The sequence below is a fragment of the Streptomyces coffeae genome, from assembly GCF_016741875.1.
Classification (GTDB): Bacteria; Actinomycetota; Actinomycetes; order Streptomycetales; family Streptomycetaceae; genus Streptomyces; species Streptomyces coffeae.
Genome location: NZ_JAERRF010000017.1, coordinates 136,931 through 149,119, shown reverse-complemented (window position 1 = coordinate 149,119; position 12,189 = coordinate 136,931). Strand labels below are relative to the sequence as shown.

Sequence of the window (12,189 nt, the reverse complement as noted above, 5' to 3'; positions counted from 1 at the left end):
TGCCTTCCCGCCAGTCGCCCCCGACGGGTACGGGAGCGCCTTGCTGATGCGGGTAGCCCGAGCTCCCGCCCTCAAACTGAGTCGCCACACGGCCGCCACCACTGCGAGGATGCGCGGCATGCCCGGCACCACACCCCGTACGCCCCGCCCCGCCGCCTCCGCCTCCGCCGCCGCCTCCTGGACCGTATGCGCGCGGCCGGTCGACGACCCGGCGGCGACCGCCCTGTTGCGCGCGTACCTGGTCGATGTCGCCGATCGCTACTACCAGTTGCACGAGGGCCGGAACGCCACCCCAGAGGAGATCGGGCGCGCGCTGACGGAGATGCCCAGCGACGACCTCACCCCGCCCGACGGGGTGTTCCTGCTGGCCCACCACAACGGTGAACACGAGCCCGCCGGATGCGCCGGGCTGCGGCGGCTCGACGCGCACACCGCGGAGCTGAAGCGGGTGTTCATACGCCCCGGCACACGCGGGCTCGGCGGAGGCGGTGCGCTGCTCGCGGCCGTGGACGCGGCGGCGGTCGCACTGGGCGCCCGGCGGATCGTCCTCGACACCCGTCTGGACCTGGTGGAGGCGCGGGCCCTGTACGCCCGCCACGGCTACCGGGAAGTTCCGCCGTTCAGCGACGGGCCGTACGCCGAGGTGTGGATGGCCAAGGAGCTGGGGTGAGGGCGTCCGTTCACCAGACGTGCGGGCGCCCGTTCACCAGACGTGCGGGCACTCGTGTGCATCGGGCCCCCGCCGTACGCCCTCTCATCTCGCCCACGGTGGCCGGGGCCCCTGCCACGGGCCGCCGTCCCCGGCCCCCCCACCGCCGTTGCGCGGCTGCTCCGCGTCCGAGCCGCACATCTCCCGCGCCAGCTCGTCCACCAGGTCCATCAGGTCCGTGGGGCGCGACGGCGACCACCAGTCGCCCAGCAGCTCGGCCAGCGACTCCTCACGGGCCCGGTACAGTTTGGCCGCCACCTCCCGCCCCTGCGCGGTCAGGACCAGATCCAGCCCGTACCTCCGGCCGAGGCCCCGCTCCTCGATCTGCCGGGACGCGTCCGTGATGATCCTCAGCGGCAGGGGGCTGCGCTGGGCCAGCATGGCGGGCTCGACCGATCCGTAGTGGTTGATGCGCAGCACCATCCAACTCGTGGCGGGTCTGAGGTCGAGCCCGGCCCGCCGGGTGATATCCGCGTAGATCTGCCGGCGGCCCTCCCGGCTGCCCAGCAGTGACAGCGCCCGTGCGCACTCGTCGTGCGAGGAGCGCTCCACCGGGTTGCTGGCGAGGACCTCGCTGGCGTCCGGCGCGGTGACACTGCCCCGCAGCGGCTCCTCCCGCAGATACCAGGCGAGGACGAAGGCGATCAGCACCACCGGCACCGCGTACAGGAAGACATCGGTGATGGAGACGGAGTACGCGTGCAGCACCGCCGCACGCTGATCGGAGGACAGCCGTCCGATGGCCCGCGGGTCGGCGGTCAGGGTGCCGATGTCGACGCCCGCCGGCAGCCGCTGTCCGGAGAGTGCGTCGACGATGTGCGGGCCGAGGTTGTTGGCGAAGATCGTGCCGAAGACGGAGACGCCGAACGAGGCGCCGATCGACCGGAAGAAGGTGGTGCCGGAGGTGGCGACGCCCAGATCCGCATAGCCCACCGAGTTCTGCACGATCAGCACCAGCACCTGCATGACCAGGCCGAGACCGCTGCCGAACACGAAGAAGTACGCGCTGGTCTCCACCACGCCGCTGGTCTCCGCCAGCTGGTGCAGGAGCAGCAGCCCGACGGCGGTGACCGCGGTGCCCAGGATCGGGAAGACCTTGTAGCGGCCGGTCACGCTGACCAGATGCCCGGAGACGGTCGAGGCGAGCAGCATGCCGACGACCATCGGGAGCATATGGACACCGGAGACGGTCGGTGAGACGCCCTGGACGACCTGGAGGAAGGTCGGCAGATACGTCATGCTGCCGAACATCGCGAAGCCGACGACAAAGCTGATGACCGCGCAGAGGGTGAAGGTGCGGCTGTGGAACAGCTTCAGCGGCAGCACCGGCTCCGCGGCCCGCGCCTCCACCCGTACGAAGACGAAGAGCAGCACCACGCCGATCACCGCGAGCCCGACGATCTGCCAGGAGCCCCAGCCGAAGGTGACCCCGCCGAGCGAGGTCGTCAGCACCAGGGCGGCGGCGACCGCGGCGATCAGGGCGGTGCCCAGGTAGTCGATGGTGTGCGGGGTGCGGCGGGCCGGGATGTGCAGTGCGGCGGCGATGGCGACGAGGGCGAGGATGCCCACGGGGAGGTTGATGTAGAACACCCAGCGCCAGCTGAGCTGGTCGACGAAGAGCCCGCCGAGCAACGGTCCGAGCACGCTGGTGGCGCCGAAGACCCCGCCGAAGAGGCCCTGGTAGCGACCGCGTTCACGGGGCGGCACGATATCGCCCACGATGGCCATCGACAGCACGATCAGACCGCCGCCGCCCAGCCCCTGGATCGCGCGGAAGGCGATCAGCTCACCCATGTTCTGGGAGATGCCGCACAGTGCCGAGCCGATCAGGAAGAGGACGATCGCGCCCTGGTAGAGCTTCTTCCGCCCGTACTGGTCGCCCAGCTTGCCCCACAGCGGGGTGGCGGCGGTGGAGGCGAGCAGATACGCGGTGACGACCCAGGACAGATGCTCCAGACCGCCGAGGTCGCCGACGATCGTCGGCAGGGCGGTGGAGACGATCGTGCTGTCGAGGGCCGCGAGCAGCAGACCGAGCAGCAGGGCGCCGATGGCCACCAGGACGGTTCGCTGCGGGCGACCTTCCCAGGGGGCGGGTGCCACGGGATCCGGCGCACCCGGCGCCGGAGTCGGGTGGCCGGCGTCCTGCGCCATGGCGACTCCTCGGCTGCTCGGGTTCCCATCTTCTCCCCATCCTGGCTCGTATGCCCCGTTACGGTCCGCCGAGTGTGTCCACGCGGCGGTCCACACAGCGAACGAACACCTGCGCGCAAGGCGATCGGATGCGCATAATCGCTGCGAATCCAAGGAGGGGAAGACCCGTGACGGCAGAATCCTGCCCGCACTGCTTGGCCCCGGCGCGTGCCAACGGCCGCCCCGGGTGCGCCTGCGCGGCGCGCGCCGCCGCCGCTGCCGACGCCTCGACGGCGGGCGACACCGATGACCGGACCATGCCTGTGCGGCCCGTTGTCACGCACTCGGAGGAGAGCGTGACCAGACCCGATCCGCGCGATGTGCGGCTGTTCGAACGAGGCTCGTGGAAGACGAAGAAGAAGACGGGCGCCAACGCCCCTGCGGACACCGGCTCCGGTGCCGGCACCGGCACCGATGACGACGCGACTCAGGTGATCGCGCCCGTCGGCGGCGACCGCGCGGACGGAGACCCGGACACGGACGCCTCGGCCGGAGACACCCACGCAGACGCTGGGGGTGCCACCGAAGGCCGTCACCGCAAGAGCCGCCGCAAGCCCGTCGCCATCATGCTCGCGGGCGCCGCCGCCGTGGCCGTGGCCGGAACACTCGCCTTCGGCACCGGTCTGCTGGGCGGCGACAGCGAGGACGACGGCGGCGGCAGAAGCGACCGTACGCTCGCGACCCCCCGGCCGAGCAGCGCAGCCGACAACAACGGCGAGGGGTCCGAGCACAGCAGCGCGTCCGGCGGGCCCTCCGCCACGGCTCCCGCCCTCTCCGGGCCCTCCGGAACGGATCGGTCCGGCGCACCGCACACGGACTCCGGCTCCGGTCCGGGCCTCGACCCCGCTGCCGCGCCGCCGAGCGCCTCCGCCTCGGCCTCCGCGTCGCACAGCGAGGCCGAGCCGGAGCCGACGAAGTCGAGCGGCTCGCCCTCCACGCCGCCCACGAGCCCGGACCCCACCGGTCCGCCCGTGCTGAGCGAGGGCGACAGCGGGGCCGAGGTCAGCGAGCTCCAGAAGCGGCTGACGCAGTTGCTGATGTACATCGGCACCGCGGACGGCACCTACGACGAAGGGGTCAAGGACGCGGTCTCCAGTTATCAGGACCGCCATGACGTGAAGGGCGACCCGGACGGGGTGTACGGCGAGAACACCCGCCGTGACCTGGAGTCCAGGACCGACGAGCCATGATCGCGCCGCCCGCCGGGGCGGGCGGGCGGCAGATGGATCACAGGAAGCACTGGCGTTGAGGCGGACCCATTTGTATGGTGGAGGAACAAAGTGGTTCCGCCCGCACTCCCTGACCGGCGGGCGGAGCCACTTGTCTTCTTTTCATGAGGAGTCCGCCGATGTCGGCCACCGCCACGCTCACCGCCCGCGCCCTGCTGCTCGACATGGACGGCACGCTGGTGAACTCCGACGCCGTCGTCGAGCGCTACTGGCGGCTGTGGGCCGCCGATCATGGGCTGGACGAGGGGAGTGTGCTCAAGGTCGTCCATGGACGGCAGGCCCACGCCACCATGGCGGTGCTCCTCCCGGACCGCCCCGCCGAACAGAACCTGGCCGACAACCAGTGGATGCTGGAGCGGGAGAGCACGGACCTCGACGGCGTGGTCCCGGTGCCCGGCGCCCCCGCCTTCATGGCCTCGCTGTCCGGTCTTCCGCACGCCCTGGTCACCTCGGCCGACGAACGCCTCGCCCGCGCCCGGATGGACGCGGCCGGGTTGTCGATACCCCGGGTGCGGGTGACGGCGGAGCGGGTCGGCGCGAGCAAGCCCGACCCGGAAGGCTTCCTCAAGGGCGCCGCCGAACTGGGCTTCGCCCCCGCGGACTGCGTGGTCTTCGAGGACTCCGAAGTGGGCATCGCGGCCGGGCGCGCGGCCGGTATGCGGGTGGTCGGCGTCGGCCCGCGCGCGGCGGCCCACGCCCCGGACGCCCATGTACCGGACCTGGAGCGGATCCGGGTCGAGGCCCGCCCCGACGGCATCCTTCAGCTGCACATCGCGGCCTGAGCCCCGGGCCGGGCGGACACGAAGCACGGCCCACCCGGCGCCCGGCGCCCGCGATCAGCCCGTCACGGCCTCGTAGATACTGAAGCCCGCCAGTGCCAGCATCACCAGCGCCGCGACCTTCGTGATCAGCCGCAGCGGTACGTACTTCATCAGCGTGCGGCCGCCCAGGATGCCCAGGCCCGCGACCGACCACAGCGCCAGCACCGCGCCGACACCGACCGAGAGCGGGTCGTCGTAGCGGGCGGCGAGGTTGGCGGTCATGATCTGCGTCAGATCGCCGAACTCCGCGACCAGGATCAGCGTGAAGCCCGCCCCGGAGACCTTCCAGAAGCTCTGGTCGGCGGGCTTGCGGATCTCCTCCTCGTCCTCGTCCTTCTTGAAGAGCAGCATCGCCGCGCCGCCGAGGAAGAGCGCCCCCACGATCGCCGAGAGCAGCCGCTGCGGCAGCAGGGTGAGCACACTGCCCGCCGCGATGGCGAGGCCGACGTGGAGGGCGAAGGCGGCGGCGACCCCGGCGAAGACGTAGGACGCGCGATAGCGGGTGCCGAGCATCAGCCCGGCCAGGGCGGTCTTGTCGGGCAGCTCGGCGAGGAAGACGACGCCGAAGACAACGGCGGCGACGGTGAAGCTGAACACGGGCTGGTTACCTCATCGGGTCGGGCCGCACCGAGGGGCCCCGGGGAGGGATCGCTTCGGCACGGCAGCGTCGGACACTGCGGCCGAAGGTCTCGCTGGCGTACGGGCGACCGGTCCGCGCGATGTGACGGCGGTCCCACTCTCGTACGCTCCGGGCGCCGGCCCGCACCTCGAGGGGCGGGCAGTATGTCGACGGTCCGGCGAGGAGCTACTCCCCTTCTGCTGCCACCAGGATACGGGACGCTCCCGGAACCCCCTCCGCCGGGCCCGCGGCCGAAAACAGCCGCTCATCACGCGGGTGGTACGCGCATGTGAGACATCCACCTCCAGAAGCCCCTTGCGTTGACATGGCCGCGTCGCCACCCTGTTACCTGGCGCCCACCCCACAGCAACCCGGCGCCGACACGATGGCCGGGCACCGGCCAACGACCCCCCACATCAAGGGAGTTCGCATGTCCACAATGCGCATCCACTCCACCCGGCGCACTGTCTACGCGCGTCGAATATCCGTCTTCGGTGGATTCGCCGCCCTGTTGGGCACTCTCGTCCTGAACGGGCCGAATGCCCAGGCCGAGCCGCCCGCCCCGCCGAGCGCCGAGGTCGTCCGCGGTTACCTGGGCGAGCTCACCGTGAAGGCGGAGGGGTCGATGGACGGTTACAGCCGCGAGAAGTTCCCGCACTGGATCACCCAGAACGGCAACTGCAACACTCGTGAGGAAGTCCTCAAGCGCGACGGCACCGACGTCCAGACCAACTCCAGCTGCGCGCCCACCAGCGGCACCTGGAAGTCCGCCTACGACGACGGCAGTTGGACCGATCCGGCCGACGTGGACATCGACCACGTCGTTCCGCTGGCCGAGGCATGGAAGTCCGGCGCGAACGACTGGACCACCGACCAGCGCCAGGGCTTCGCCAATGATCTGACCCACTCGCAGCTCATCGCCGTCACCGACAATGTGAACCAGGCCAAGAGCGACCAGGACCCGGCGGAGTGGCTTCCGCCCAAGGAGTCCTACCACTGCATGTACGCGCGGATGTGGGTCTCGGTGAAGCACCACTACAAGCTGTCGGTCAACGACGCCGAGAAGTCCAAGCTCAGCCAGATCCTCAACGGCTGCTGAGCCGGCTCCACCACACACCCCGCACCGCACGGACGGCACGAAACACGTGCCGGAACCTCCGCGCCCGCCTCCGTCGTTCCGTACCGTACGCATACGGAAACGACGGAGGAGGGCCGGATGGCCGGGCTGCGCCTGGGACCACTGCTGCGGCAGATCGACTGGGAGACCGGGACGAACGCAACCGTCTGGGTCGAGGCCGACCGGCCCTGCGAGGCCGAGGTGCGCTGTGCCGACGGCGCCGGCGGCACCGCCTCCACCTGGCAGATCGCCGGACACCACTACGCCCTGATCCCGGTCACCGGGCTGCGTCCGGGCAGTGAGACGGCCTACCGGGTACTGCTGGACGGTGAGCAGGTCTGGCCACTGCCCGATGCGGACTTCCCGGACAGTACGATCCGTACCCCCGCGCCCGCCACCACCGCCGGGGGCGAGGACGCCCCCGTCCGCATCGCGTTCGGCTCCTGCCGCTGGGCGGCGCCGCCCTCCGACGCCTCGCACGACCCGATCGGCCCCGACGCCCTGGACACGCTCGCCGCCACCCTGGCCCGTACCCCCGACGCCCCGCGCCCCGATGTTCTGGTGCTGCTGGGCGACCAGGTGTACGCGGACGAGACCTCCGCCGAGACCCGCCGCCGGATCGCCGCCCGCCGCGCTATCGACGAGCCGCCGGGGGAGCAGGTCGCGGACTACGAGGAATACACCTGGCTCTACTACGAATCGTGGCTGGACCCCGAGGTGCGCTGGCTGCTCTCCACCGTCCCCAGCTGCATGATCTTCGACGACCACGACGTCATAGACGACTGGAACACCAGCGAGGCGTGGCTCAGCCGGATGCGGGCCACCCCGTGGTGGCAGGAGCGGATCGTCAGCGGCCTGATGTCGTACTGGGTCCATCAGCACCTGGGCAACCTCTCCCCCGCCGAACTGGCCACCGATCCGCTGTACACGGCGGTGCGCGAGGCGGCCGACGGCACGGAGGTGCTGCGGGAGTTCGCCTCCCACGCCGATGTGGACCCGGTGTACACCCGCTGGAGCTACCGCCGGGACTTCGGGCGGGTGCGGCTGCTGATGGTCGACACCCGTGGCGCCCGGGTGCTGAGCGAGCACGAGCGGGCGATGCTCCACGACGAGGAGCTGGCCTGGGTCCGCGAACAGGCGCTGGAGGGCACGGACTCGTCCCATGGCACCGACTCGCCCCACACCACGGATGCGGGCTACGACCACCTGCTGATCGGCACCTCCCTGCCCTGGCTGCTCCCCCACTTCGTCCATGATGTCGAGAGCTGGAACGCCTCGGTGTGCACGGGCAGACGCGGTGCGCGCTGGGCGCGCGTCGGCGAGGATCTGCGGCAGCGGGGCGACTTGGAACACTGGGCGGCGTTCCCCGAGTCCTTCGACGCCCTGACCGGTCTGATCGCGCAGGTGGGCGACGCCCCCGCGGCCCCGGCCACGATCAGTGTGCTGTCCGGCGATGTGCACCACGCCTACATCGCCGAACCGGACTGGTCGCGCTGGCCGGGGCGGCCGCGCAGCCAGGTGCGCCAGTTGACCTGTTCACCGGTGCACAACAGCATCCACGCCTCGATCCGGGCGGGTTTCCGGTTCGGCTGGAGCGGGGCGGGACGGGCGATCGGCAGACTCTTCGCCCGCCACGGCCGGGTTCCGCGCTCGCGGCTGAGCTGGCGCAAAACCGGCGGCCCGTGGTTCGGCAACCAGCTGATGACGCTGACGCTGCGCGGACGTACCGCGCGGCTGCGGATGGACCAGGCGCGCAGCGGCCCGGCGGGCGGCCCGGACCGGCTGAGCGCGGAGTGGGAGACGGAGTGGACCGGGCCCTGAGTCACCCGGCCCGCCTTCCCCTCGTTCGATCGACGGCCTCGCACACCGTGGCGCGAGTGATCCACCCCACACCGGAGGGATCAATTCCGGCCAGCTGCTCGATTCTCCCGGAGCGAGCGGCATGATAGGCGCGCGTCCTGCGTCCATCTGCCCCGGGAGACACCACCTTGGCCGGAGAGCCCCACGCCATAGCCGTTGTCGGAGCGGGTCCGCGCGGCACCAGCGTGCTGGAGCGCCTGTGCGCCTCGGCCCCGGAACTGGCTCCCGGCGCCCGGCTCACGGTGCATGTGGTGGATCCGTACCCGCCCGGCGCCGGACGGGTGTGGCGCACCGCGCAGCCGGGCGAACTGCTGATGAACACCGTGGCCTCGCAGGTGACCCTGTTCACCGATCCGAGCGTGGTGTGCGACGGACCGGTACGGACCGGGCCGAGTCTGCACGAATGGGCCGCCACCCAGGGCGTCGCACCCGGCCTCGGCCCGGACGACTACCCCGGCCGAGCGCTGTACGGCCGCTATCTGGAATGGGTGTTCGCGGAGGTGGTACGGGCCGCGCCGGACCCGGTGACGGTCCGGGTGCACACCGCCCGCGCCGTACGGCTCGAGGAGCGCGGCGGCGACGGCGAGCAGATCCTGACCCTCGACGACGGCACCCGGCTGGCGGGGCTGCGCGCGGTGGTGCTGGCCCAGGGCCATCTGGCGGCGGCCGCCGATGAGACGGAGAGCCGGTTCGCGGACCACGCCGAGCGGTACGGGCTGCGTTACTACCCGCCCGCCAACCCCGCCGATGTCGACTTGTCGCCCATCGCTCCGGATGAACCGGTGCTGCTGCGCGGCCTCGGCCTCAACTTCTTCGACCACATGGCGCTGCTGACGCACGGCCGAGGCGGCTCGTTCGTCCCGGCACCGGGCCCGGACGGCCCCGCGCTGGTCTACCGGCCCTCGGGGCGCGAGCCCCGGCTGTACGCGGGCTCCCGGCGGGGTATCCCGTACCACGCGCGCGGGGACAACGCGAAGGGCCCGTACGGCCGCCACGTCCCGCTGCTGCTGACCCCCGAGGCGCTCGCCCAGTTCCGCAAGCGCGCCGACGCGGGCGATCCGCCGGACTTCCTGACGGAGATATGGCCGCTGGTGGCGAAGGAGGCCGAGACGGTCTACTACGAGGCGCTGCTGACCCGGCTCCCGACCCGGGCCGCCTCCCCCACCCGCTTCCGGCGGGATTTCCTGGCCACCGAGCACGGCAGCCCCCAAGAGGCCGCCGTGCTCGCGGAATTCGGTGTCCCGGTCGAGCGGCGCTGGTGCTGGGAGACGGTGTCCCGGCCGCACCGGGGGCGCGCTTTCACCGGGCGCGAGGACTTCCGGCGCTGGCTGCTGCCGTATCTGCGCGAGGACGCGGCGCACGCACGGCAGGGCAATGTGACCGGTCCGGTCAAGGCGGCCCTCGACGTGCTGCGCGACCTCCGCAACGAGGTACGGCAGATCGTCGACCACGGCGGGCTGAGCGGGGGCTCGCGCAGCGCGCATCTCGACGGCTGGTACACCCCGCTCAACGCCTTTCTGTCGATCGGCCCGCCGCGCCGCCGGATCGAGGAGATGGCGGCGCTCATCGAGGCCGGGGTGCTGGAGGTGCTGGGCCCGCGGCTGACGGTCTCCCCGGCGGCGGGGAGCGGCGGAGCCGGTTTCCTCGCGCGGTCGACGGAGGTGCCCGGCCCGCCGGTGACGGCCACGACGTTGATCGAGGCGCGGCTGCCGGAGCCCGATCTGCGCCGTACGGCGGATGAGTTGCTGATGCGGCTGCTGCATACCGGGCAGTGCCGTCCGCACCGGGTGGACGGCTACGAAACGGGCGGCGTTGATGTCACCCCGGCGCCGTACCGGCTGGTGGACGCTCAGGGCAGGCCGCATCCGCGCCGCTTCGCCGTCGGCGTGCCGACCGAGGGCGTTCACTGGGTGACGGCCGCCGGGGCCCGGCCCGGAGTGAACTCGGTCACCTTGTGCGATACGGACGCCATAGCGCGTGCGGTGCTGCGCGTGGCCCTATCGGGCGAACCCTGGCAGGAAGCTGTCCCGGTGCCCGCCGCCCGGCTCTGAAGCACGAGACCGGCTGTTCCGAAGCCCCGTTCCGGGGCGGCATATTGGCAGGAACTTGAACTTGCAACAAAAGGTGAGGGCAGCCTAACCTGGCGCGTTGTCTCCCGTCCTCCGAACAAGGAGCACGTCCCCATGTCTCCCTCAACCGCGCCGCGCTCGCTCGGCGAGCTGCTGGACACCACCAGACCGTACGTTCTGTCCCTTTTCCGCATCGTTGTCGGCCTGCTCTTCTTCTGCCACGGCGCCTCCTCCCTGCTGGGCTGGTTCGGCGGCATGATGGGCACCGGTAAGACCGTCGAGGCGGGCACCTGGCCCGGCTGGTACGCCGCGGTGATCCAGCTCGTCGGCGGTGGCCTGGTGATGCTCGGACTCGGCACCCGCAGCGCGGCGTTCATCTCCTCCGGCTCGATGGCCTACGCCTACTTCGTGGAGCACCAGCCCGAGAAGCTCTGGCCCATCGAGAACGGCGGCGAGGCGTCCGCGATGTTCTGCTGGGCTCTCCTGCTCCTCGTCTTCACCGGCCCCGGCCCGCTGGCGCTGGAGCGCCTCTTCGGCTCCTCGGGCGCGTCGGCCACGACGGCCGAAACGCGGCGCCAGTCCACCTCGGTGTAGTAAAGCCGCCGTTCAGGACTCGTCCCGCATCACGCCATGCGGGGCCATGTGCCCCGCATGGCGTGATTCGAACAACATCATCACCCCACACCGCTATCCTCTTCCGTCACAGGCGTACGCTGTATGGCTGTACAGGCCGCGTCTGCCGCTTCCCGGCGACAAACGCAGCGGGGGGAACGGGATCGGGAGAAAACGGTGCTGGAACAATTGGGGTCGCTGACCAACACCCCATGGATTTACGCGGTTATCGCGATGTCTGTCCTACTCGACGTCTTTCTGCCTGTCCTGCCCAGCGGAGTCCTCGTCATCACGGCGGCCACCGCCGCCGCCGGGACCACGGTCGACGCCGTCGGCGTGGTGCGCCAGGCGGACGCCGCCGACTTCCCCGCGATGCTGGCTCTCGTCCTGTGCGCCGCGACCGCCTCCGTCCTCGGCGATATGGTCGCCTATCGGCTGGCCTGGCGTGGCAGCGACCGTCTGGATCGAGCCATTGCTCGATCCCGCCGACTCACCAGCGCCCAGGAGAAGTTGGACACCGCTCTGATCCGGGGCGGCGGTCCGCTGGTCGTCATAGCCCGCTTTGCGCCCGCCGGACGCTCGGTCGTCAGCCTGAGCGCCGGTGCCGCCCACCGCAGGGTCAAGGAGTTCCTGCCGTGGTCGGCGGTGGCCGGGCTGGCGTGGGCCGCGTACAGCGTGACCCTCGGCTATGTCGGCGGCCAGTGGCTCGGCGCCACCTGGCTGGGGACCGCGGTCTCGGTGCTCGCGCTCTTCGCCGCGGGCGCGGGCGCGGCGTACGTGATGAAGCGCCCCGGCGCGGGCGAGGCGGGTCCGATGCCGGTGGCGGCGGCCGCGGTCGGCCGGCCGGGCGGGCGCCCGTAGCGCGGTGGCCGGGCGCGAGGGAGTCTTAGCCGGACGCGAAGGAGTCCCGGTCGGGCGCCCCAGGGCCGAGGCCATGGCGGCCGGGCGCCCCGCGTCCGGCCG

General features: G+C 71.6%; 10 protein-coding genes. 8 read left to right on the top strand and 2 right to left on the bottom strand.

What is annotated here, in order from left to right:
• Window positions 1–118: 118 nt before the first annotated feature.
• Complete coding sequence (locus JK363_RS26665; protein WP_201877872.1) at window positions 119–670, top strand: GNAT family N-acetyltransferase; 552 nt, start codon at window positions 119–121, stop codon at window positions 668–670.
• A gap of 84 nt (window positions 671–754) precedes the next feature.
• On the opposite strand, the gene JK363_RS26660 is transcribed toward JK363_RS26665, so the two are convergent.
• The gene (locus tag JK363_RS26660) at window positions 755–2,860 is read right to left on the bottom strand and encodes an MDR family MFS transporter (RefSeq protein WP_201877871.1); all 2,106 of its coding nucleotides are present in this window, start codon (window positions 2,858–2,860) and stop codon (window positions 755–757) included.
• A gap of 167 nt (window positions 2,861–3,027) precedes the next feature.
• On the opposite strand from JK363_RS26660, the gene JK363_RS44275 reads away from it, so the two are divergent.
• Window positions 3,028–4,089, top strand: coding sequence for a peptidoglycan-binding domain-containing protein (locus JK363_RS44275; RefSeq protein WP_201877870.1), 1,062 nt, complete (start codon window positions 3,028–3,030; stop codon window positions 4,087–4,089).
• A 158-nt stretch (window positions 4,090–4,247) separates the two neighbouring features.
• Window positions 4,248–4,910 (top strand): HAD-IA family hydrolase, encoded by a 663-nt coding sequence (locus JK363_RS26650; protein WP_201877869.1) that lies wholly within the window; start codon window positions 4,248–4,250, stop codon window positions 4,908–4,910.
• A 54-nt stretch (window positions 4,911–4,964) separates the two neighbouring features.
• Here the strand turns inward: JK363_RS26650 and JK363_RS26645 are convergent, their stop codons facing one another.
• Window positions 4,965–5,546, bottom strand: coding sequence for a TMEM165/GDT1 family protein (locus tag JK363_RS26645; protein WP_201877868.1), 582 nt, complete (start codon window positions 5,544–5,546; stop codon window positions 4,965–4,967).
• 452 nt (window positions 5,547–5,998) lie between these two features.
• On the opposite strand from JK363_RS26645, the gene JK363_RS26640 reads away from it, so the two are divergent.
• The 5 genes from JK363_RS26640 (at window position 5,999) to JK363_RS26620 (ending at window position 12,087) form a co-directional block, all read left to right on the top strand.
• Entirely contained in the window at window positions 5,999–6,667 is a 669-nt protein-coding gene (locus JK363_RS26640; RefSeq protein WP_201877867.1) for an HNH endonuclease family protein, read from the top strand.
• Between the two features lie 117 nt (window positions 6,668–6,784).
• Window positions 6,785–8,506: an alkaline phosphatase D family protein gene (locus JK363_RS26635; RefSeq protein WP_201877866.1), complete on the top strand. Its 1,722-nt coding sequence runs from the start codon at window positions 6,785–6,787 to the stop codon at window positions 8,504–8,506.
• A 167-nt stretch (window positions 8,507–8,673) separates the two neighbouring features.
• The gene (locus JK363_RS26630; RefSeq protein ID WP_201877865.1) at window positions 8,674–10,596 is read left to right on the top strand and encodes an FAD/NAD(P)-binding protein; all 1,923 of its coding nucleotides are present in this window, start codon (window positions 8,674–8,676) and stop codon (window positions 10,594–10,596) included.
• 132 nt (window positions 10,597–10,728) lie between these two features.
• Window positions 10,729–11,208, top strand: coding sequence for a DoxX family protein (locus tag JK363_RS26625; protein ID WP_201877864.1), 480 nt, complete (start codon window positions 10,729–10,731; stop codon window positions 11,206–11,208).
• Between the two features lie 195 nt (window positions 11,209–11,403).
• On the top strand, window positions 11,404–12,087 hold the full coding sequence (locus tag JK363_RS26620) for a DedA family protein (RefSeq protein ID WP_201877863.1): 684 nt from the start codon (window positions 11,404–11,406) through the stop codon (window positions 12,085–12,087).
• Window positions 12,088–12,189 lie beyond the last annotated feature (102 nt).

Excerpts from the sequence above, each read along its gene's own strand:
- JK363_RS26665 (WP_201877872.1), top strand. The coding sequence starts at position 119 with ATGCCCGGCACCACACCCCGTACGCCCCGCCCCGCCGCCTCCGCCTCC.
- JK363_RS26660 (WP_201877871.1), bottom strand. The coding sequence starts at position 2,860 with ATGGCGCAGGACGCCGGCCACCCGACTCCGGCGCCGGGTGCGCCGGAT.
- JK363_RS26650 (WP_201877869.1), top strand. The coding sequence starts at position 4,248 with ATGTCGGCCACCGCCACGCTCACCGCCCGCGCCCTGCTGCTCGACATG.
- JK363_RS26640 (WP_201877867.1), top strand. The coding sequence starts at position 5,999 with ATGTCCACAATGCGCATCCACTCCACCCGGCGCACTGTCTACGCGCGT.
- JK363_RS26635 (WP_201877866.1), top strand. The coding sequence starts at position 6,785 with ATGGCCGGGCTGCGCCTGGGACCACTGCTGCGGCAGATCGACTGGGAG.
- JK363_RS26625 (WP_201877864.1), top strand. The coding sequence starts at position 10,729 with ATGTCTCCCTCAACCGCGCCGCGCTCGCTCGGCGAGCTGCTGGACACC.